The 20907-nt window shown below is 72.6% G+C and carries 23 protein-coding genes; 2 read left to right on the top strand and 21 right to left on the bottom strand.

What is annotated here, in order from left to right; translation table 11 throughout:
• Positions 1–20: 20 nt before the first annotated feature.
• Positions 21–446 carry a DUF6907 domain-containing protein gene (locus tag EDD30_RS04055; protein ID WP_084556502.1) on the top strand — a complete coding sequence of 142 codons (426 nt, stop codon included), beginning with the start codon at positions 21–23 and terminating at the stop codon, positions 444–446.
• 78 nt (positions 447–524) lie between these two features.
• Positions 525–698: a hypothetical protein gene (locus EDD30_RS38710; protein ID WP_170047332.1), complete on the top strand. Its 174-nt coding sequence runs from the start codon at positions 525–527 to the stop codon at positions 696–698.
• A 64-nt stretch (positions 699–762) separates the two neighbouring features.
• Here the strand turns inward: EDD30_RS38710 and EDD30_RS04050 are convergent, their stop codons facing one another.
• The 21 genes from EDD30_RS04050 to EDD30_RS03950 form a co-directional block, all read right to left on the bottom strand.
• Positions 763–1413, bottom strand: coding sequence for a hypothetical protein (locus EDD30_RS04050; RefSeq protein WP_071806285.1), 651 nt, complete (start codon positions 1411–1413; stop codon positions 763–765).
• A 182-nt stretch (positions 1414–1595) separates the two neighbouring features.
• Positions 1596–1967 (bottom strand): hypothetical protein, encoded by a 372-nt coding sequence (locus EDD30_RS04045; protein ID WP_071806284.1) that lies wholly within the window; start codon positions 1965–1967, stop codon positions 1596–1598.
• Positions 1964–2425: a hypothetical protein gene (locus EDD30_RS04040; protein ID WP_071806283.1), complete on the bottom strand. Its 462-nt coding sequence runs from the start codon at positions 2423–2425 to the stop codon at positions 1964–1966. Before EDD30_RS04040 ends, EDD30_RS04045 begins: the two co-directional genes overlap by 4 nt.
• Positions 2426–2452: 27 nt before the next feature.
• A complete protein-coding gene (locus tag EDD30_RS04035) occupies positions 2453–2782 on the bottom strand; it encodes a hypothetical protein (RefSeq protein ID WP_071806282.1) in 330 nt (109 codons plus the stop codon).
• A complete protein-coding gene (locus EDD30_RS04030) occupies positions 2779–3270 on the bottom strand; it encodes a hypothetical protein (RefSeq protein ID WP_071806281.1) in 492 nt (163 codons plus the stop codon). Before EDD30_RS04030 ends, EDD30_RS04035 begins: the two co-directional genes overlap by 4 nt.
• A 78-nt stretch (positions 3271–3348) precedes the next feature.
• Positions 3349–3921 (bottom strand): hypothetical protein, encoded by a 573-nt coding sequence (locus EDD30_RS04025; RefSeq protein ID WP_071806295.1) that lies wholly within the window; start codon positions 3919–3921, stop codon positions 3349–3351.
• 265 nt (positions 3922–4186) lie between these two features.
• Positions 4187–5173 carry a DUF932 domain-containing protein gene (locus tag EDD30_RS04020; RefSeq protein WP_071806280.1) on the bottom strand — a complete coding sequence of 329 codons (987 nt, stop codon included), beginning with the start codon at positions 5171–5173 and terminating at the stop codon, positions 4187–4189.
• A 121-nt stretch (positions 5174–5294) separates the two neighbouring features.
• Positions 5295–5525, bottom strand: a complete 231-nt coding sequence (locus EDD30_RS04015; RefSeq protein ID WP_071806279.1) for a hypothetical protein — start codon at positions 5523–5525, stop codon at positions 5295–5297.
• Positions 5526–5537: 12 nt separating this feature from the next.
• Positions 5538–6107 (bottom strand): hypothetical protein, encoded by a 570-nt coding sequence (locus EDD30_RS40280; RefSeq protein ID WP_244945100.1) that lies wholly within the window; start codon positions 6105–6107, stop codon positions 5538–5540.
• Positions 6104–6403, bottom strand: a complete 300-nt coding sequence (locus tag EDD30_RS04005; RefSeq protein ID WP_071806294.1) for a hypothetical protein — start codon at positions 6401–6403, stop codon at positions 6104–6106. The genes EDD30_RS40280 and EDD30_RS04005 overlap by 4 nt, the downstream gene beginning before the upstream one ends.
• 56 nt (positions 6404–6459) lie before the next feature.
• On the bottom strand, positions 6460–6681 hold the full coding sequence (locus tag EDD30_RS04000) for a hypothetical protein (protein ID WP_071806278.1): 222 nt from the start codon (positions 6679–6681) through the stop codon (positions 6460–6462).
• 89 nt (positions 6682–6770) lie between these two features.
• A complete protein-coding gene (locus tag EDD30_RS03995) occupies positions 6771–8069 on the bottom strand; it encodes a MarR family transcriptional regulator (RefSeq protein ID WP_123678061.1) in 1299 nt (432 codons plus the stop codon).
• A 392-nt stretch (positions 8070–8461) separates the two neighbouring features.
• On the bottom strand, positions 8462–8866 hold the full coding sequence (locus EDD30_RS03990; protein ID WP_123678060.1) for a hypothetical protein: 405 nt from the start codon (positions 8864–8866) through the stop codon (positions 8462–8464).
• Positions 8867–9156: 290 nt separating this feature from the next.
• Entirely contained in the window at positions 9157–10614 is a 1458-nt protein-coding gene (gene ltrA / locus EDD30_RS03985) for a group II intron reverse transcriptase/maturase (protein ID WP_123678059.1), read from the bottom strand.
• Positions 10615–11104: 490 nt separating this feature from the next.
• Complete coding sequence (locus EDD30_RS03980) at positions 11105–12184, bottom strand: M23 family metallopeptidase (protein ID WP_071810342.1); 1080 nt, start codon at positions 12182–12184, stop codon at positions 11105–11107.
• A complete protein-coding gene (locus EDD30_RS03975; protein WP_123678058.1) occupies positions 12172–12984 on the bottom strand; it encodes a replication-relaxation family protein in 813 nt (270 codons plus the stop codon). Before EDD30_RS03975 ends, EDD30_RS03980 begins: the two co-directional genes overlap by 13 nt.
• Positions 12985–13067: 83 nt before the next feature.
• Positions 13068–14663 carry a type IV secretory system conjugative DNA transfer family protein gene (locus EDD30_RS03970; protein WP_244945556.1) on the bottom strand — a complete coding sequence of 532 codons (1596 nt, stop codon included), beginning with the start codon at positions 14661–14663 and terminating at the stop codon, positions 13068–13070.
• Positions 14660–16087 (bottom strand): hypothetical protein, encoded by a 1428-nt coding sequence (locus tag EDD30_RS03965; RefSeq protein WP_148088112.1) that lies wholly within the window; start codon positions 16085–16087, stop codon positions 14660–14662. The genes EDD30_RS03970 and EDD30_RS03965 overlap by 4 nt, the downstream gene beginning before the upstream one ends.
• 41 nt (positions 16088–16128) lie before the next feature.
• Positions 16129–17892, bottom strand: coding sequence for a VirB4 family type IV secretion system protein (locus EDD30_RS03960; RefSeq protein WP_123678056.1), 1764 nt, complete (start codon positions 17890–17892; stop codon positions 16129–16131).
• Positions 17889–18836, bottom strand: a complete 948-nt coding sequence (locus tag EDD30_RS03955) for a PrgI family protein (protein WP_211277916.1) — start codon at positions 18834–18836, stop codon at positions 17889–17891. Before EDD30_RS03955 ends, EDD30_RS03960 begins: the two co-directional genes overlap by 4 nt.
• A complete protein-coding gene (locus EDD30_RS03950; RefSeq protein ID WP_123678055.1) occupies positions 18836–20578 on the bottom strand; it encodes a TrbL/VirB6 family protein in 1743 nt (580 codons plus the stop codon). The genes EDD30_RS03955 and EDD30_RS03950 overlap by 1 nt, the downstream gene beginning before the upstream one ends.
• Positions 20579–20907 lie beyond the last annotated feature (329 nt).

Below are 20907 nucleotides of genomic sequence, written 5' to 3'. Positions count from 1 at the left end.
CGCCAGAATCGAGGAACCCCATGGACGAGCAACCCGCGACGCCCGACGCCCGGCGACACCTCGGCTCCTGCCCGCCGTGGTGCGCGGACTGCCGCGACTCCGACCCGCCCGGCACGCTGCTGCACCGAGGCCCGACAACGTCGGTGGCCGTCTACGACGAGGCGTGCCACCTGGTCGACGCCCACGTTCGCCCGGCCTTCTGGAACAAACCGCCCGCCTGGCTCGGCACCGACCCCGCCGACATCGAACGCCCACACGTCGAGGTCCACCTCGGCGACGGCACCGATGTGCAGCTGTACCTCAACCCCGCCCAGGCACGCACCTTCGCTGCCGCCCTCATGCGGTCCGCCGACGCCGCCGAGACCGAGGCCCTCTACCGCACGCCCGCGCCATGCGGGCCGCCCTCGGATACCGCGCCGGTCAGTGCGCCGCCACGGTCGGCTTGATGCCTTCATGCCGGTCGCCATGGATGGACGGCGGGTGCCCCGACCGGGACGCCCACCCCATCCACGTTGGAGGAGCCGATGACGACCGAGACCCGACCCGGCTGGCACCAGATCGAGGTCAGCCAGGACAGCTACGACGTGCTCGCCCGCACCGCCAAGACCCGGGGCACCGACATCAACGGAGTGCTGCGCTACCTGCTGGAGCTGTCGCCGGTGCCTACCACGCCGGCCGAGACCGACGACGAGGACTGATCTCCCCGCGCGTGGGGCGCTGCCGGGCGAGGGGGCCGGCGGCGCCCCACGCTGCTCGACGGGGTCAGGTCGGCTGCCCGCCCTCGGCCACGGTGAGCAGCCGCTGCGCGGTGCGCTGCGGGATGCCGAGGCGGCGGGCCAGCTCGACCCCGAGGCCGCGCCGGCCCCGCCCGGCCTCACGCGCCTCGGCTAGCAGGTCGGCGGCGGCCCGCAGGCGCGGGTCGTCGGCGTACGGATGCGGCTTACGCGGGCCGGTGGTGGTGCCCGGGGTGCGGCCGGTGGACTGCCGACCGGTCCGCCCGTCGGCGTAGTCCCACACGGTGCGCCGGTACCAGAACCGGCGCACCCGCCCGTCGGCCAGCTCCTCAGTGTCGTCCGCGAGGTCGAGTAGTTCGTCGGGCAGGTTGCGGTACGAGCGGTAACGGAGGATGGCCGCCGCGCCGCCGGAGGTGACCAGTTCGGTCGGGCTGCCGCTGCGGTCGACCTCGGTCAGCTCGGCCTTCTTCGTGGCCTGGTGGGCGGCGTGGAATGCCTCGATGTCGTCGAGCCAGAACCACTCGCCGTCGTCGTGGGTGAAGCCTTCGGGGAAGCCGAACCGGTCGCGGTGCAGGTGCCAGTGGTTGACCGTGGGCCGGGCCGCGCCGGTGTGCGCGGCCACCCCGTCGCGGTCGAGGGCGACTCGGCCGCCGATGTTGCGTTTCGCCACGGCGATCATCCTCTCTCACCCCGCCCAGGCCGCTCGTCGCCGTGGCGATGCATCGAGGTGTTCGGCATAGGATCGGTGCCACGCTCGCCCGGGAAATGCGGCTGTCGATGGCCTGGATGGTCCGGAGCGGGTGAGGTGGCCGGCGGGGGTTCCACACGCCCTCGGGCGTGCCCGCCGGCCACCGACCGGCCCTACAGGTGCGGGCGCAGCAGGCGCCACGCCACGGTGGTCATCTTGTCGAGGTCCAGGGCGAGGAACTTCGCCCGCGTCGGCGGTTTCATCACCTCGTAGACGGTCAGGATCGCGGCGGCGGTGGTGCCGTCCACGATCAGCCCGTCGACCTTGCGCATGTGTCCGCGCGTGGCTTCACGCAGTACCTCGATGATCCGGGGGTCTCCCGCGGTGGCGTCGTTGGGCAGTTCCTCGATCCAGACGAGGTCCGGGCAGTCCGGGCAGGTGATCTGCAGCGGGTCCTCGCTGACCCGGGTTGCCGGTCCGTCGTCGGCCCCGCACACCGGCCCGCCGTGGTGGGTGGCCTTGGCGTGCGTGACGACGGGCGTCACGATCGGTCCCCGTCCGGAGCCGGGGCCGCCGACCCGACGGCGGCCGGGTCGGCGGCGGTGCCCAGGTCGACCAGGCGGGCCGGGTCGAGGGTGACGCGGAGCCGCAGGCGCGCGGAGTCGATCAAGCTGGCGGTGTGGAAGAAGATTTCGGCGCTGAGTTCGTCGTCGCCGTAGTCGTGGCCGATGCGGCACGCGGCGGCCAGCGACCGGAACGCCGCGTCGAGGTGGGTGATGAGGGCGGCGTGGTCGTCGTCGCGGCCACACGCGGTGATCTTGTCGGGGGTGTAGGTGCGCTCGTCGCCGGTGGGGAACCGCAGCCGGTACCAGTGGATCCAGGTGGTGAAGCTGTCGAGGCGGAAGTCGGTGACGGTGCCGAGGCGGTGCTCGAAGCCGTGTTCGGGGTGGTCGACGCGGGCGGTGTCGCCCAGGCCGAGGCGCTGGTTGCGTGATAGGGGCATCGGGTGTTCTCCGTCCGTGGAGGGGGGTCAGCGGGTGGGGTGGTCGGCTTCGCCGCCGCCGTTGATCTCGAAGTGGATGAGGTCGTCGTCGCTCTCGCTGGTGTCGGCGTGCAGGTACAGGCCGCCCGCGCGGCGCTGCGCGCCGAGGGAGACGCCGTGCAGGTCGAGGACCACGTAGGCGCTGTGGTCACCGGCCGTGTGGTCGCGGGGGTAGAGGCGCAGGTTCAGGTGGTCGAGTACGTCGGCGAGGGCGGGCTCGACCGGGCCGAGTGCACGTAGCGCGGCAGTCAGCCGGCGGCCGTCGAGGAAGATCTGTGTGACGTCGATCTCGGGCGCGTTCTCCGGGGTGCTGGTCATGCCCGCGTCCCGTGGTCGGGCGTGTCCTGCCCGGTCGCCGGCTCCGGCTCGGAGTCGGGTGAGTGGGCTCCGGGGAAGGTGCCGAGGATGCGTGACAGGGTGCCGCCCTCGGCGGTGTCGGTGACGGCGGCGCAGGCGATGAGCGCCGTGCCGGCGGCGACGGCCTCGGCCGGGGTGTAGCGCACCCGCACGGCGCGGGCGCCTTTGGCCGTGATCGCGCGGACCTCGACCAGGCCGCGCTGCCACATGCTCACCGCGAGGCGCCCGTCGGGCACAGCCCGCACGGTGGACTCGGTCACCGTGCGCAGGGCGCGGCGCAGTTCCTCCTGCCGCTGGGTGGCGGTGACCTGGCACTGCTGCGCCTTGGCGGTGTGCTCGTTGCGCTCGTCGTCGGTCGTGGCGCGGGCGGCGTAGGCGTAGGCGCGTTCGGCGGCGCCGGTGGCGAGTGCGAACTCGGTGGCGAGGGCGAGAAGGCGTTCCGTTGTCATGGTGATCTCCGATCGAGGGGGTTGGGGGTCGCCCGCCGCGCGGCCGGTACCGGACCGACCGGCCGCGCGGTCGGTCGGTTAGGCGTGGCGGCGGTGTCCGGCGGGTGCGGTGGCGACGCCGCGCGCCGGGGCGGCGGGGCCGGCGGTCATGAGCGCGGCGGGGCCGCCGGGCCGGGCGTCGGTGGTGGTGGCCGGCGGCGGGTCGGTGATCATCGGGGGCAGGACGCGGTCGACCTTGGTGCCGGTGCGGTCGAGGCCGATGGCGGCGTACGCGGTGAGGTGCACGCCGACGGTGACGGCCTCCGGGCCGGACAGCGCGAGGACCACGGGGCGGGTGTGCTGGTCGCGGGCGTGGATCTCGACGTGGCCGTTGGGCAGTACCCGCACCGGCAGGAACGCCTCGATCCGGGCGCCGCGCGGGAACGCGGCCTCGACCGTGTCGGCGAGGGCGTCGAAGCGGGTGCGGACGCTCAGCTCCCAGTGCTCGGCGCGCGCGGTGAGGTTGTCGTACTCGGCCGGCGTCTCGGCGTGCTGCGCGAGGGCGCGGGTGGATCGCGCCAGCGCGTACGCCTCGCACAGCTCGTTGATCGAGGTGAGAAGCTCCTCGGCGGTCGGTGTGGCACCGGCGCCGGGCATGGGCTCGGTGGGCATGATCGGGTCCTCCATCGTGGAGTGAGTTCGAGGCGATCGAGGTTCGGGCGCGGCCGTGACGGCGCCCCGCGAGCCGGGGGCGGGCGACACCCCGGGCCGGGCCAGATACGGCGCCTGGGGGCGTCTAGGGCCGGGCTACGTGCGCGGGCGGGACCATCCCGAGGCGTTCCGCTCGGTGGCGGTGGCGCGCTCGGTGGTGACGGTGTCCGCCGGTGGCGGGGCCGGTCGCCTGCGGCGGTGCCGGCCCCGATACCCGGGCTACGGCTCAGACCGACAGCAGGTCGAACGCGCGGGCCTTCAGGTCGGCACCGGCACCGGTCACCGCGCGGCGGGCGCGGATCTCGGCGGTGCTGGCCTTGGCGTAGTGGTCGACGTACTCGGTGATCGCCTGGTACCCGGCCCACCGGGTGCCCTTGATCGCCTTCTGCGTGTCCGCGTCGCGGACGAGGTAGCGCAGGGTCGAGGCGCGCTGCTTGGCGTTGTTGCGCGCCGTGTCGGTGGCGTCGTCGGCGAGGGGCCAGAGCTGCGCGACGATCTTCTCGAACTCGCCCATCGTGAGCGCCTCGTTGATCATCTTCTCGGCCGCGGCCTCGAACGCGTCGAAGTGCTTCCACATCAGGCCGAGGGCCTGCCTGGCCTCGCTGATCTTCGCGGTGATGTTCGAGGTGTGCCGGAAGGTGTAGGTTCCTTCCGACTGCGCGAAGGCTGACCGCTGGGTGTTGGCGCACACGATCCGCACCGGCGTGGCGTCCAGCCTCAGCGACGCGGTCCCGTCGTGGCTCGTGGTGCCGGCCAGATAGAGGTCCATCCGGTCCACCCCGGCGATCTCCATGGCGGTCGGCAGCTTCATCGTGACGAAGACGCTCTTGCCCTTGCGCATCGAGCCGGCGGTTTCGAAGTGCGCGCCGGACTCGTCGACCAGGAGGTTGAGTACCTCGGCGATCTGTTCGTTCTGCACGGTGGTGTAGTCCTCGCCGACGATGCCGAGGTACTCGGTGGCGCCGGTCTGCGGGTTGGTCCGCACCGTCATGAACTTGTCGGGGCAGTCGACCTTTGTCACGCCCTTGTCGGTGATCTCCATGCCCTGGAGCGGGATCTTGCGGACCTCCCAGCCGCCGAGCCACGCCTTGCTCATGATCTCCTCGGCGGTCATGCAGTCGTCGGTGACCTGGCCGAGCTGGTGCCAGGCGGACAGTCGGGCGGAGGCGAAGGCGGTCTGTCCGTTGGCGAGGCGTTCGAGTTCGTGTGCCACGGGTGTTTCCTTCCGGGTCGATGTGGATGGTGGCGGCGGGCCGGGGGTTCCAATCCCGGGTGCGCCGTCACAAATAATGGTCCCTACCTACAGGTGGCGGATCAAGTCGATCCGGGCCGGTCTATGGAGTTTTCTGCGGCGAATCTGGCGCCCGCCGCTGGCGCACGGCTACCGGGGTACCGGGCCGGTCGGCCGGTTCGGCGTCATCCGCAATGGCGGCGTCGGTAAGGGTTTCGCCGCACGTCATGCAGTCCAGGGAGACGTTTTCTCCCGCGTACGTCACGATCTCTACTTCGTGGCCGGCGTGCAGGATCAGCTTGTCGACGGTGAGATCGGAGTGAAACCCGGTCATGGCGCTTGCTCCCTAGGGTCGCGATTGGGGGTCGGTGTTCAGCCGTCCGTCGGGGCCGTAGCGGTACTCGTGGACGGTCTTGAACCGGGCCGGCAGGTACACGCTGAAGCCGTGCTCGGGGATGAACCGGGTCCGGTAGTGCCGGGTGATGCCGAGCAGGTAGCGGTCGGGTTTGTCGCCGTGCGAGCCGGGCGGGATGATGCCGCCACCGGGCCGGTCGGCGCGGGCTCGCCGGTGCCTGCCGAGGGCGATGTGTGGGCACAGCGTGAGTGCGGCCGTCATGCACTCCACGCACCCGGGCGGGTCGGCGTAGCGCATCAGCTCGGCCGCGCGGGGGCCGCCGAGGAACGCCACCCAGTACCCCATCGGTTGCCCGCACAGCGAGCACAACCGTTGTACGGCGAGGTCGGTCGACGTGCGGGTGTTGATCGTGGTGAAGTCCACGTGTATCCCGCCGCCGGTCGGGTCGGGGTGCAGGTTGACCGGCGGGATCGGCAGTCCGCGCCGCGCGTCGTGGGGCCGCGCGGCCAGCCGTGGCGGGATCGCCGGATCGTCCGGGGTGGCGCCGGGCGGGCGGGTCACCGGGCACCGCCCGCACGGCCGGTCCGAGCGTCGGTGATGGTCAGGGCGGGCACGCGCGCCAGCAGGTCCGCCCGCACCTCATCCCATCGGGCCGCGCTCAGACACGCGGTCACCGGGTCAAGGTTCGCGCCGATCATCGTGACGAGCATGATGTCCGCCGCCTCGCGGGTGTCGAACAGCGCCACGAGGTCGCCCCCGGCGACCAGGTACACCTGCCCGGCGGGCTCGGGCGCGGTTGCCGGGGCCGTCGGGCCGGGCTCGGCGGTGGTGCCGGGCGGCGGGGGTTGCGTGGTCATGCGGCGCGTCTCCTGTCGGGGGTCGGTGGTGGTCGGGTCGCCGGTTCCGGCCGAGGTCATCGGGTCGCCGGGCGCCACGCGCTCCAGCCGGTGGCGGGCGCGTAGGTGCGGGTCATGGGCGCGCCGCAGCCCTCGCACGGCCAGTCCTGCCGGTCGGTGCGCCACATCCGTTGCGGCATGGCGTTGAAGTCCGCGCACACCAGGTGCGGGCCGAGCGGGCACATGCCGTCGTGCGCCGGGACGTACGGGGCCGGGGCCGGGGTCTGTGTGGTGGTCATGGATGCCTCCTTGCGGGATCGATGGTCATGAAGGGGCGCCGCGCCGGGGGCCGGCAGGGAAGTCCGGCCCCCGGGTGCGCGGCGGGTCATCACGCGGCGTCGGCAAGCTCGGCCGGGGCCTCGTTGGTCGCCGGGGCGTCTGCCGTGGTCGCGGCCTCCTCGGTGGTCGGGGCCTCGTCGGTGGTCGCGTCGGTGGTCGCGTCGGCCGGGGTGTCGTCGGTGGCCGGGGCCTCGTCGCTCACCGCCTCGTCGGTGGTCACCGGGCGGGTCATCAGCGCGGCAACCGCGTCACTCGGGGCGGGCGGGTTGTCGGCGAGGGCGAACTTCGCGGGCGCGGCGCTGGTCATCACGACCACCCCGGCGGCGGTGAGCTTGTTCAGCGCGTTGCCGCACGCGCCCGAACTACGTCCGCCCAGCTCCTTGCCCACGGTGGTCGGGGTGACGTCGTGGCCGGTGCCCAGGTCGCGCATCCACGCCTCGACCATGCGCTCCAGCTCGCCCTTGCCGAGCTTCGCCGACCCGTCGGTGTTGATCTCGCCGGTGGTGCGACCGGGGCGGCGCATCGTGGTGACCGCGACGCCGGTCTTGACCCGGTGCTTGTGGCCGCACGTGCACACGCACTCGCGGTACGGGGCCGCGTTGGCGAGATCGACCTTGTCCAGGTCCGCCTCACCGCGCACCCACAGGTCTACGCCGTCGGGCTTGTCGGCGGGCTTGCGCACCGCCGCCCCGGCAACCTCCATGGCGGTCAGTACCCGCGCCACGACCGCCGCCCGCAGGCCGGACGTCTCGATCAGGTCGGCCGCGCTCACCCCGTCCGGGTGGTCACCGAGCACCCCGGCCACCATCACGATCTTTAGGTGATCCCCGGCGCCGGACGGCGCGCCCGACACCGGCGCCCCGGAAACCGGCGCCTCGACCGGCTTCCCGTCCGTCCCGTCGGCGTTGCCCGCCTCGTTCGGCGCGGCCCCGTCGGTCGGCGTCGGCGCGTCGGCGGCGGCCTCGTCGGTCGAGGCGGGCGCGTCGTCGGTTGCGGTGGCGCTGCCCGCGCCGTCGGTCGTGGTGGCCGTGTCGGTCGCGGCGGGCGCCTCGTCGGCGGCGCTGGCGTCGTCGGTCGCGGCGGGCGCCTCGTCGGTCGTGGTGGTCACGGTGGCCTCCTCGGTGGTGGCGGCGGGCCGCCAGATGTCGGCGCTCTTGCGGTTGCCGTTGGTCGGGCCGGGGATGCGGGTGGCGGTGCCGTCGGCCTCCATGGCGGCGAGGATCTTGGCGGCGGTGGAGTTGCCAACCTTGGCGGACGTGGCGAGGTCGCGTGCGGTGACGCCGTCGGGGTGGGCGGCGAGCGAACGGGCGACGGACTCGGCGGCCGGGGTGGCGGTGGGTGCGGTCATGGCGGGTAAACCTCCGTACACAAATGGGATTGGTAATAGCGATTCCGCGTTGGCGTTCTTGCGTTTCGCCGGGGCGGTTGTTGTTGCCCACGTCCATGGACGCTCGATGCCCGGTTGTTGTCAACCCCGGTTTTCATGACTCTTTCCGGGAACCCGGATTCGGGGCCGCGCGGCCCTCGATTGCGGGCGCGATTGCGGCGGGGCGCGCTATTTGATGGCCCCAGCTTCGCCGCTGTGCGACGTTCGCGCGGCGCGGGTGGCATTGCCTAGGGCCGGTGGGGCGTGGCCGTAAATCGGCCGTGGGCGGGGTCGGCTTTCGGGGGTAGGAAACGCGCCGCGCCCGGCCGATCGGCCGGGCGCGGTGGCGGGGCGGTGGTGCGGCGGGGTGACGGTCAGCGCGCGGCGTTGATCATGGCGGTGAGCCCGTCACAGATGGCGCCCCACCGGTCGGACCGTAGCGGCTCGGTGGGGGCTCCGGGGAGTTGGATGTGGTGCGTGGTCCCGGTTCGGTCGGCGGCGAACGCGACGCGCTCACCGGGCAGAATCAGCGCGTACCCGGCCACGTCGGCGCCGAACATGCCCGGGTGCCGGCCGATCAGCCGCGCCATGCCGGCCAGCGTCGCGGCGGCGGCGTCGGCGGTCAGCGGGGCACCGGGGACGGCTTCCGCCCGCCCGGTGACGGTGGCCCCGGCGGCGGTCAGCGTGACCACCGTCGGGGTGTCACAGTTGGCCGCTACGGACTTCACGGCGGCGGCAAGGGACTCGGTGGTGAATTGCGGGGCGGTCGCGTGCGGCATTGTCTTTCCTTTCGTCCGGGAATTGCTTACACGTTCATGGACGCTCGATCCGGGTGGTGAAGTCAAGTCGATGATTTGTGCGAAGAATCACTTCACGATTTACAGTCGGACGCCTTTTTTCGCCATGAATGAAACCGGGTCCACGGCGTTGCCTTCGTGGGCCGGATAGCCGGTGTACGGGTCGACCAAGGGCGCGGTTTCGGCATTTCCGCCGCCCGTTTCCCTTGGCCGCCCGTCCGAACCCGGCGTGCCCGTTTCCGAGCACCGGGCTCTCCACGAGTCCCGGCTGGTCAGGTTGTTGCTGGGCGCGTGCCCCACGGCGTGGGGATCTTCGTGCCCCGGTAGCGGTAACGGTGGATCTTCACCGTACTGGGGTCGAAGAGCCTGATGCCGTTCCATTCGGGCCACCAGTCTTGGTTGAAGTACTGGCGGCGGATGTACTTCCATCCCGGCTTCGCGTGCCGACGCCGTAGCCACACGACGACCCGTTTCCACAGGTAGTAGCGCAGGTAGGCGAAGGTGACGCTGGCTGAGGAGTGCCGGAAGTACAGGGTCCAGCCCCGCACGATGGTGCCGAGATGTTTGAGGATCTCGTCGAGCGGGCGGTCCAGGGTCTGTGTCTGTGTGACCGCCTTGATCTTCGCCTTGACCGACGTCAGGGTGTTGCGCGCCGGGTAGGTGTAGATGAAGTAGCGGTCGCTTCCCCTCTGCCGGTCCCGCCGGATGCGGAACCCGAGGAAGTCGAAGCCCTCGTTGATGCCCACGACCCTCGTCTTCTCGGGCGCTAAACGCAGCCCGAGCGGCGCGATGATCGCGGCCACCTCATCCCACAGGCTCATGGCCTGTTCGCGCGTGCCGGACACCATGACGACGAAGTCGTCGGCGTAGCGCACCAGGCGATACGTCGCGCCTCCGCGTCGGCGGTGATCTTTGCGCGCGGTGGGATTGCGGTGGCGCTGCCACAGCTCGGCGAAGTGCTCGTCGAGCGCGGACAGGGCGATGTTGGCCAGTAGCGGCGACAGGATGCCGCCCTGGGGAGTACCGGCGTGAGAGCCACGGACGTGCCCGAGAGCATTGAGCACGCCCGCCTTGAGGAACGCCTTGACCAGCGTCAGGACGCGCCTGTCGGCGATGCGTCGACGCACCCGGTCCAGCAGGGCCGCATGGTCGATCTCGTCGAAGCAGGCCGCGATGTCACCCTCGAACACCCACTCGTAGGAGCGGGCGGCGAGATAACGGATCTCCTCGATCGCGTCCTGACAGCGGCGTTCCGGGCGGAAACCGTAGCTACACGGCAGGAAATCCGCCTCAAAGATCGGCTCCAACACCAGCTTCAAGGACGCCTGCACGACGCGGTCTGCGATCGTCGGAATCCCCAGCTTGCGCAGCTTGCCGCTCGCCTTGGGGATCATCCGCTGCCGCACCGGGACCGGAACGAAGGCCCGCGCCTTGACCTGTGCACGCACCTGTTCCAGGAACCCGACCACGCCGGCCGCGGACGCCTCGATGGAGTGGGCTGTCTGCCAATCCACCCCGGCGGTCCGCGAACCCTTGTTCTCCCGAACCCGTGTCCAGGCCATCACCAGGAACGCCGGGTCCGCCACGAGGTTGAACAGATCATCGAACCGGCGGCCAGCATCGGCCACCGACCATCGGTGCAGTTTGGTTTGCATCTCCAGTACCCGCCGCTCGGCCACCAAGGGCCGCGCGAGCAGATCGCCGATATTCACCGGCGAGTCTTCCGGCATTGCACTCTCCTTCGCTGCTTGACTCGCTGCCGCCCTTCGCCATGTGATCGGCTTTCCCGACCTCGGACTACTACGGCGGCTCCGCCCCGCTGCGGCCCCATCGGCCGACGGTGGGCCTTGCCTTCACGCCGATGGCGACGACGTGGGAGGCGAGACCGCAGCGGTTCCCGTGTTCACTGACAACCGAATGCGACGGGTGAGGCACCCAGCTCCGCCCCGGAGGACGTTGCCGACCACGCGCAGCTCAGCCGACAACCCAGACCAGCCCGAAGGCCGGTCGGACACCGCCCAAATCCACGTAGGACGATGCGTTCCTCACTCCTGCCCATATCCGCCAGGTTCGGGGCAGGTTCTTCGCTTACGGGGTCTCACCGCTGGTTCCTGCTCGTATGCCGTCCCGTCTCGCTAGCCGGACCCGGCCTGTCTGGCAGTGCCAGACCGTCCCGACGTTGTCGGGGCTGCTCCCACCCGACCCGGACACCTCTCCGGATCAGGCTGCCCCCAGCTTCACCCCCCTCTGCGCGAGGAAGGCAACAGGATCTACAGGTTCGTAGACCTCCTCTCGGTTGTGCAGCGCCTCACGGCGCACGTGGATCTCGAAATGCAGGTGCGGGCCGGACGAGTTGCCCGACGTTCCGACGTAGCCGATCGGCTGTCCGGGCGCGACGGTCTGACCGACTCGTACGATCGGTTGCCGCACCATGTGGCAGTACCGCGACACGATGTCGCCCGCGTGGCGCACCTCGGCGTACCACCCGCACCCGCCGGTGGTCGGGCTGCCGTCCACATCGCACGGCATCCCCGGCCCGAAGGGCGCCTGCCACGAGTTGCCGCCGATGTTGCACCGCACCGTCACCACCACCCCGGCCGAGGCGGCACGGATCACGGTTCCGCGTGCGGCCATGATGTCGACTCCGTCGTGGCCGGGCCGGTCGCCGGTACGGAATCCGGAGCCCACCGTCCCGGCGACGGGGCGGCCCCACCCGGACGGCGCGATCGGTCCGCCGTCGCAGGTCGGCAGTGTCCCGCCGGTGTACGCGGTCACGATGGCCGTAGCGCGCGGCTCGTGCTTGGCGTAGGCGTCCGGGTACGCCGACCGTTGCACCGCCTGAGCGGCCTCGGTGACCGGCAACCGTTCCCACCCCGGCACGGTGAGGAGGCGCTCGTAGAACTTCGTCGCGGCGTAGTCGGGGTTCATGACCTGTTCCGGGGTGCCCCACCCCTGACTCGGCCGCTGTTGGAACAGTCCGAGGCTGTCGTGGTCGTTGGCGTCGCCGAGGTTTCCCAGGTTGATCAAGTTGGATTCCTGGAGGGCGGTGGCGACCGCGACCACCCACCCGCGCACCGGTACCCGCATCCGCTCGCCCACGGTCACGATCACCCCGGCGTTACGGGCTTGCTCGGCGGTGAGCCCGGCCGGGACGGCCCCGGGCGCGGCGACGGTTGCCGCGCACCCGGAGCCGTACCCGCCGCCGCCGAACATGGCCGAGACGACCCCGGCGGCGGCACCCGCGATCAGCAGGAGCACGGTCGCCACGACGGCCACGGCCAGCCCGACTATCCGTCCCACACCGCACCGTCCCCGGCCGGGGCGAGGTCGGCGAGGCTGACTCGCCCGGGGCGTCCGGTGACCCGCCACACCGGCCCGGCCGGGCCGCCGGTGTCGGCCGCGTGGTCGTCGGCGGCGGTCGCCACCGTGAGCCCGTCCGGCACCCCGGTACGGGAGAGGTGGGCGTGCAGGTTCGCCTCCCGCGCGGCGATGGGCAGCACGAACAGCACCGGGTACGCCCGGGGCGGGGGAAGTTTCGCGTAGCCGTCGAGCTTGCCGACGACACGGGACAGCGTTTCGGTGCCGAGATCGACTTCGAGCCAGAACGGCACCGCCCGTCCGCCGACGTTCCACACCCCGTGCCCGTCCGGGCGGACCACGGTGCCGACCTCCTCGCGGCACCGCGCCTCGTTCCACCACCGGTCCAGCCGCGTGCTCGGGTCGGTGCGGGCGTGCGCCGTGAGCGCCACGAAGAACCCGTTCACGGCGAGCAGGTGCGGCAGCGTCGGGGACATCGCCAGTCGGGCCGTGGCGTCGCGCACGGTGGCCGGACGGGGCAACGGGTCACCGCGTCCGGCCGCCACGAGGGCCGCGCCGACCGGGCCGAGGGTCCACCGCCACGACTGCGAGCCGGGCCGCTGGTAGTGCCGGAACCGGTCCAGGATGTCGCGGGACAGCAGGACGTTGAGCCGGTTGCGAGCACGACCGGCGGAGCCGAAGGCGACGTCGACGAGCTGGTCGGTGGTGAGGGTCTTGTGCTGGTCGAGCAGGTCGAGCAGGTGCCGGTCTCGTGGGGTGAGTCTGGTGAGTTCGCCGGCCACGACGGACGCCGTCAGGCGGGCACCGGAAGGGGCAGAAGCTTGTGCGCTAGTAGGAGTGATATCTCTTATCAGTCGGTTCCGGTTCACCAGACCTCCTCAGCGCCGCTGACCTGCGCGGATGACGTGTTATAGGGGGTGGGGTCAAACGAGTCATCGGACTCGTTAGAAAACTCGTTGGATTCCTCGTTGGACGGCTCGTGAGTGGTCTCGTTAGACCGCTCGCCCCGAGCGGCGAAGGTGTTGCGACCCACCAGATCCGGCACCGGAACCGGCGCCGAGGACTCGGACTCGGTGCTCGCCGTGACCGTCACCGCCGCGCCGAGCAACTTCCGCCGCTCCTTGTGTGACAGCCCGGTCTGCTTCCTCGCCGCCTTGCGCAGCGCCTCGGAGCGGCCGGAAATCGGCGGCTGCGGGGGCTCGGTGTCAGCGGTCGCCGGTGGCACGACCCGACCGCCTGCGACCGGCCGCAGGACGACCTCATAGCCGCCGAGCCGGATCAGGTCCCCCTCATCGAGGTAGGGCCGCAGGTGGCGGGCCTGGTCGACGGCGTCACGCGGGGCGAGGGCGAAGTACACCTTGTTGCGGGCGTTGGCGTCGATCGCCTCGACCATCTCCCCGGAGAGCTGCCCCAGGTACTGGTGAGCCAAGACGAACGAGGTGTGCAGGCCGCGGGCCTCGGCGAGGGCGTCATCGATGCCGATGGGCAGGTGCAGGAAGTTGTGACACTCGTCCAGCACCACCATGGCGTCCGGGCGCTGGTTCTCGGGGATGCGGGCGCGGGCGGTGGTGGCCTGCCACAGCCCCGCCAGCAGCAGGGAACCGATGAGGCGGGTGCCGTCCTCACCGATGACACCCTTCGGCAGCCGGCACAACAGCACGCCGCCGTCGAGGATGTCGGCGAAGGAGAACGTCGTGGCCGGCACCCCGAACAGCGAGTTCGCCATCGGATGCGCCAAGACGAGGCGCAGCCGGGACAGCAGCGGGGCGACCAGGCCGGCGCGCTGCCCGGCGGGGAGGGCGTCGAAACCCTCCCAGAACTCCGTGAGGGTGTTGCCCTCCCACGCCTTCAGTGCGTTGGTGGCCGCCGCGACCCGCCCGGCACGCCACTTGGAGTCCGACAGCAGCCGCGGCAACTGCGCGAGGGTCGAGCCTTCCAGGTGGGCCAGGGTGAGCAGGGCGTGGTAGCAGATGTCCGCGCTGCGGTGGCCCCACCAGCGGGACCAGACCTTCGACATGACGGCGGTGACGTTGGCGGCCACGTCGTGCGGGGTGCCGCCGTGCACCGCCGGATCCAGGAGGTTGATCGCCGGAGGGGCCTTGTCCTCGTCCGGGTCGATCAGCACCAGGCGGTCACCGGCGGACTTCGGCATCCGGTCGAGCAGATCCCGGATCAGGTCGCCCTTGGCCGGGTCGAACGCGGCCACGCCCCTGCCGGCCTCGACGTCGTCGAGGATCATGTTCATCAGCAGCGTGGTCTTGCCGGTTCCGGTCGGGCCGAGCGCGTGCAGGTGGTAGCGGCAGTCGGTCAGCGAGATCCCGATCCGGGTGCGGGGGCCGGCGTTGGCGACGCCGATCACCTTGCCGCCCAGGCCGTGTCGCTCCTCCAGCGGCACCAGGTTGAGCCGGCGGCCCTGCGGGTCGGAGGCGGGCGCGGCGTCGGGGTTGTGGATGGTGGTCACGGAGCACTCCAAACGTTCGGGGGGTTCTCGTCGGGGTCGTCGGTGCCGGGCTTCGGCGCGTCGGGCTTCGGGGGCTTCGGCGGCTCGGGGTCGCGGCGGCGGGTGGCGGGGCCGGTCCGGAAGACGTCGCGGTTGCCGGGGCGGCGGCGCGACGCGGCGGCGGGCAGGCCGTAGGCGGCCGGTTCGGCGGGCAGCCCGGCCAGGGCGGCGGCCTCGGCGACGGCGGCGAGGCTCATCCGGGACTCGGGCACCCAGCGCATCGCCGCCGCGGTGGTGCCGCCCCTTAGCCGCCGGCGGGTGAAGTGCGCCGACAGCAGCCCGAACCCGCTCGTGATGTCGGCGGCGCCGGACAGGGCGGCGGCCTTGGTCGGCCCGGCCCCGGTGGCGTAGACGGCGACGAGTAGGTGCGGGGCGGCGGTGAGCTTGCCGCGCGCCTGCCGCGCCAGCTCAGCCAGGTATGGGTCATGCGTGGTGCGCCGCGACGAGCTGCCGCTGCTGGACGGGCCGGGGGTGAGCATGTTCAGCACGCCGAGGATCAGCGCCCGCAACCCGTCGGCCAGCAGGCCCACGGCGCGGGACGCACCTCGGGTCTTGCGGGCGCGCTCGGGGTGGGTGGTGGCCCGGCGCAGTGACCGCATCCGGTGCGCCGGTGCCCGGCTGATGTGGACCTGGAGCAGGCCGCCGCCGGTGCGCCCGGCCGAGGCGAGCCCGTCGTAGACGGCGCGTAGCCGGTCCTCGTCCGGCGGCGCGGTCTCCCAGTTCCTCGAGCTGGCCGTGGTGGTGTCGTCCACGAGGGGCAGCCAGTCCGGCTGGGTCGGCAGCAGGGCGAGGGTGGTCGCGGTCCCGCCGGGCACGACCGGCGGCGGGGCCTGCTCGGCGCGCACCCCGGGCCAGCCGCGCTGCAGCAGGCGCAGGACGGCGGTCGGGTTCACCCCAGGGGGCAGCCACAGCCCGACGCGCATCCCGTGCGGGTCGGCTTCGACCTCCCACACGATCCGGGCCGGACGCCACGCCCACCGCCTCGGCGCGGGCAGCGCCGTGGCCAGCAGGCGCCATAGCCCGACGGTGGCGGCCGGGGTGGCGGTGACCGGCGGAATGATCTGCAACCAGCGGGCCTGCGCGGCGTGGGCGGACCAGACCCGGCGTCGCCACATCCGCCACACCACGGCGAGGGCGATCAGGACGACGAGGGCGGCGAGCAGCAGCGGCCACCGGACGCGAACGAACTCGGCTACAGCGGCGGGGGCCTTCGGTCCCCACGTGCCGCACAGCAGCTCGCCGAGCAGCCCGTCGGGCATCCCGCCCTGACCGGGCACACACCCGGCCGGGGACGGCGGGGCCGACGGCGGGGACGGGGACGGCGCCGGGGACGGAGCGGCCAGCAGCAGGGCCGAGGGGTGTGACAACCTGCCGAAAAGGGACATGAGGGTTGCTCCTGACGGGAAGGGTGGGGGAACTGCGGGGTCTACCGGCGGGCCACGGGGCTGGACTCCGGACCTGTCACGACCAGGTCGTGCTCCACGTCGGAGGCGAGGCTGTGGAACGCCACCCGCGAAGATCCACTTGCGAGGAGGGCGTCTCCGCGTGAGCTGGACAGCAGGAACGCCCGCTCGCCGTCGGTGAGCCCGAACGCGGAGGTGACGGCGTCGATGGCCTGCGGCGCCTGCCGCAGCAGCACCTGCGTGGCGGCGTTCGACACCACGGCCCGGCCGACCTCGGTGGCGAGGACGTCGGCGGCGTCCTGCGTGATCACCGATAGGCCGGCGCCGTACTTGCGGGCCGACTTCGACAGCCGGAACAGGAACTGGGCGCCGAGGCCCTGGCGCAGCATCAGCCACGCCTCGTCGACCAGCACCAGCCGCCGGGCGGTGCCTCCGTTGCGGTTGGCGGTGCTGACCGTCTTCCAGATCGCGTCGAGGATCAGCAGCGTCCCGACGGGCTTCAGCTCTTCGGGCAGGTCTTTGATCGCGTAGACGACGAGGTGTCCGTCCGGGTTGGTGGTGGTCGGCCCGTCGAAGAGGCCCTTGAACGAGCCGGCCACGTACGGGTGCAGGCGCGCGGCCAGGGTCCGCCCGGCGTCACCGGCGTCCTTCAACGCCTCGGCGACGTCGGCGAGCAGCGGCGCCGGGCGCCGCCAGGTACGCGGGTCGGTGGTGATGCCCTTGCCCCGGTACGCGGCGAGGACGGCGACGTCGAGAGCGGCGGTCTCCTCCGGAGCGATGGCCGTCCCGCCGGTCATGACCGACACGAAGGTCTGCAGGAACAGCGCCCGCCGGATCAGGGCGTCGTCGCCGTCCCCGGCCGACAGGTCTAGGGGGTTGATCCGTACCCCGGGCACGCCGGGCCGGATGATCGTCCCGCCAACCGCCTCGGCCAGGCGGACGTACTCGTCTTCGGGGTCGATGACGAACGCCTCGACCCCCAGGTAGAGGTTGCGGAGCAGGTCCAGCTTGGCGAAGTAGGACTTGCCCTCACCGGAGCGGGCGAGGACGACGCTGTTGTAGTTGGACTGTGCCCACCGGTCCCACACCACGACACCGGGGCTGTGCAGGTTGAGGCCGTAGAGCACGCCCATGCCGGTGTCCCCGGCGGTGGTCGGCAGGTCCGGCGATGTGAACGGGAACGCGGCGGCGAGGGCGTCGGTGTCGAACACCCGCTTCATCCCCAGCGCGTCATAGGCGAGGGGTAGACCGGTGATCCAGCCCTGGAGCTGCCGCCAGGTGGCCGGGGCGACGTCGAGCAGCAGCGACGAGGCGAGGGCGCGGACCTCGGTCACCCGGTCGGCCAGCTCCGGCTCGCTGTCCGCGTGCACGGTTAGGTAGAGGCCGAGGCGGAACAGGCGGGCTTCGCCTCGGGCGACGCGGGCGGCCAGCTCGGCGGCGTCGGCCGCCGCGGCGTCCAGCTCCGGGTCATCCAGGCGGCCTTTGGCGGCGTCCTGCCGCCGGCTGGCCTCGAACCGGCCGCGCTGCTTGCGCAGCCGCTGCGAGGCCACCACCGGCGGGACGGGTTCGATGTGCAGGGACACGTCGACCCGGCCCGGGTAGGCCAGCAGCGGTTCGAGCCAGCCGGGGCCGACCTCGGCGGGGTAGCCGGTCACGGCCAGGGCGGCGGTGTAGCCGTCCCCGACCCGTACCGACCGTCCGGCGACCTCGACGGCGTCCGGGCTGCCGGGGACGACCGTCCCCACCTCGGGGACGACGGTCTTCCGGTTGCGCGGGAACAGGTTCACAGCTGCTCATCTCCATGGGTGTCGGGGACGGGCCGTCCCGGCGGCGGGGACGACGGGGACGGCGCGGCGGACGGGTTGAGCGCGCCCGCGAGGGTGGCGGCGGCGTCGGCCGGGTCGAGCACGCTCGCGGCGACCTCGCAGCCGGACAGCGCCCGGACCGTCTCGGCTGCCTGATGGGCGGTGTGGCCGGGGCTGCGCTTGCTGCGCACCGCGACGGTGACGTGCCGGTGCAGCAGCTCGCGCCGGGCGGCGAGGTCGTCCAGGAAGGCCGCGTGCGAGCGGGCGGCGTCTTCCAGGGCCGGGTCCGGTAGGCCCGGCGCCTGGGCGAGGATGCGGTCGGCGACGTGGGTCAGGTCGACCCGCTGGGCGCGGACGAGGATCTGCGCCGGCCCGTCCAGGCTGTGCAGCCAGCGGGCGAACCCGGCGACCAGGCCGTTCTGCTCGGCCGGGGTGCGTAGCCCGAACGCGACGGTGCTGGCGGCGACGAGGCCGGTGGTGCCGTCCGGGCCGAGGTCGACCAGGCCGTCGGCGGTGATGCCCTTGGCCGGTAGGCGAAGCGGTGCGGGCAGCGGGAGCCGGTCACCCGGCCCCCGCGTGGTGCTGATCCACGCGGGGGCCGGGGTGACCGGACCCTCCGACGGCACCAGCCGACGCGGCGCCCGGCGGTGCCGCAGTCCGGCCAGGAGCCACACGTCCAGGCCGAGGCCGTCCCGGCGGCCGACCGCCACGAAGAACGCCGTGCCGACGATGGGCAGCGCGCAGGCGATGAACACCAGCGGCGGCACCACCGTCGCGAGAGCGGTCCACGCCGCGTACAGCACGAGGCCGGTGACTGTCAGGATGACGAGCTGGCGCCCGGTCAAGCCGAACGCGATCCGATCAGCCCTCTCCACATCGGCGGGTACCCGGGCGCGCAGCGGCGCCTCGTCGTCACGGCGACTCATCAGTTACCTGCCTTTCGGGGACGGCGCCGCGCGGGCGGCGGGGACGGCGGGGACGGCCGCTGCGGCGGCGGGGACGGTGGGGACGGAGGCGGGGACGGCGCCGGTCGGAACACCGGAGCCGCGCTGCCCGCTGGTCGCGGCGGGGACGGCGGCGGCGATGCCGGCCCGGCGGCCGGGGACGGACTCGGCGCTGGTGCCGGACGCGGGGACGGCCGAGCCGCTGGCGCCGGGGCCGATGCCGGCGGCGTGGTGACCGGCGGACGGCCGCCTCCGCTGGCCGGGCGAGGCGCGGCGGTCGGCCGTCGGGCCGCCGTCGGCCGCCCCGCCGAGGTGCCCTTCGGTGCGGAGGAGAACACCGGCGTGACCGGGGCCGGGGGTCGACGCGGCGCGCTCTGCGCCGTTGGCGGATTGGAGAACGTTGCCGCAGGTGCCGGCCCGGTCGGAGTCGGGCTCGCCGGTGAGGGCGCCGTGCCGCTGAACGCCGCCGGTGCCGGCCGTCCACTCGGTCGAGGCGTGGCCGGCTGGGAAGCGTTGGGCTGGGAAAACGACGCGGCCGGGGCCGGGCCGGTCGGGGTCGCCGCCGGGGTGCCCGGCTGCGCCGGGTGGCTGAACGACGGTGCCCCGGCGGTGCCGGCGGGCGCCGACAGTGGCGTCTGCGTGGTCGGGGCGTTACTGAACGCCACCGGACCGGCCGGGGACGGCCGGGACGGCGCCGGGCGCGGGGTACCCGGACCACCCCGGGTGGCGGAAACGGGCCGAGCAGTGCTCGTCGTTCCCGTCCCGCCGCCTGTCGGGCGGGCTGCCGCACCTGCGATGACGGCCCTCTTGCCCTTGCTCAGGCCGGTGACCGCACCGAGGGTCTTGAACGTCATGTACGCCTGCAGGAGCTGTCCGAACAGCCCTCGGCCCTGGCTTTGCAGCCCCATCGGGCTGAGCACGTACTGCTTCATCAGGCCGGGGAGCTTGATCAGCAGCCACAGCATCGTGATGCAGACCAGGACGCCGAGCAGGCCGCTCGCCGTTTGAGGTACTCCGAGCATCACCAGGCCGGACGGGGTGAGGAACACCTTGATCGTGGCGAGCACGACCACTGCCTGCGCCACCTGCAGGCCCAGGCAGGCGCCGAAGGCACGCCACCAGGTGTGTGCGATGCCCTCGGTCTGTGGCGTCGCGTGGCAGGCCAGCGCCAGGGGTGCGATGCCGACGAGTACGACCATCACCGCCACCCGCATGACGAACGTGATGATCACGATCAGCCCGAGGATGGACGCGGCGATGACCAACAGGGCGAGCAGGATGTTCGGGCTCGCGCCGTTGAACGGCTGGTAGAGGATGCCGACAATGGCGTTCGCCGCACTCGGCCCGTCCACGCCCTGACCAGCGACGGCGGCGGTCAGCGCGTTGGTGAACTCGATGGCCTTGCCGCACAGGATCAGGCTCACGTTCGAGGCCACCGCCCCGAGCGCCAGCCGCGGCGCGATCTCCTTGAGCCCGTGCCGGCTCTGCAGGGTTTCGCGGGAGGCGACGATGAAGCCGCCGGCGACGATGAACAGTACGTAGATGGCGTTCGCGGTGACGAGGCTGGTCGTCCAGATGGCCTTGACGTGCTCGCTGCCGGTCAGGTCCGGGGTGGACAGCGCGGTGCTGCCGAGGGTCTCCATGACCGGCTTCAGGCCGGTCTTGGCCATCCACAGCAGGAACTCGTTGATGGCCTTGCGGATCTGGCCGGGGATGTCGAACATGCCGGGGTCGTCGTCGGCGTCCCCGGCCTCGCTGCCGGGCGGGGCGGGGGCCGGGGACGGCACGACGGTCGGCGGGGACGACGGGGCGGACGGGGACGGGTTCGCCCCCGGCGGGCGCGAGCCGGGGTTCGGCACGCTCGCACCCGGGGACGGTGCCGGGGACGGCTCGGCCCACGCCGTCCCCGCCAGAGCGGGGCCGGCGGTCAGACCGACGCCGAGGGCGATCAGGACGAGCAGCCGCACGCCACGGCGGGACGACCGGGGACGGCGGGCGGGGACGGCCGGGCGGCGGTTGGGGACGAAGGGACGGCGAGCCGGATCGGTGGAGT

Source organism: Couchioplanes caeruleus, assembly GCF_003751945.1.
GTDB classification, from domain to species: domain Bacteria; phylum Actinomycetota; class Actinomycetes; order Mycobacteriales; family Micromonosporaceae; genus Actinoplanes; species Actinoplanes caeruleus.
This window is presented reverse-complemented; position numbering and strand designations above follow the sequence as displayed.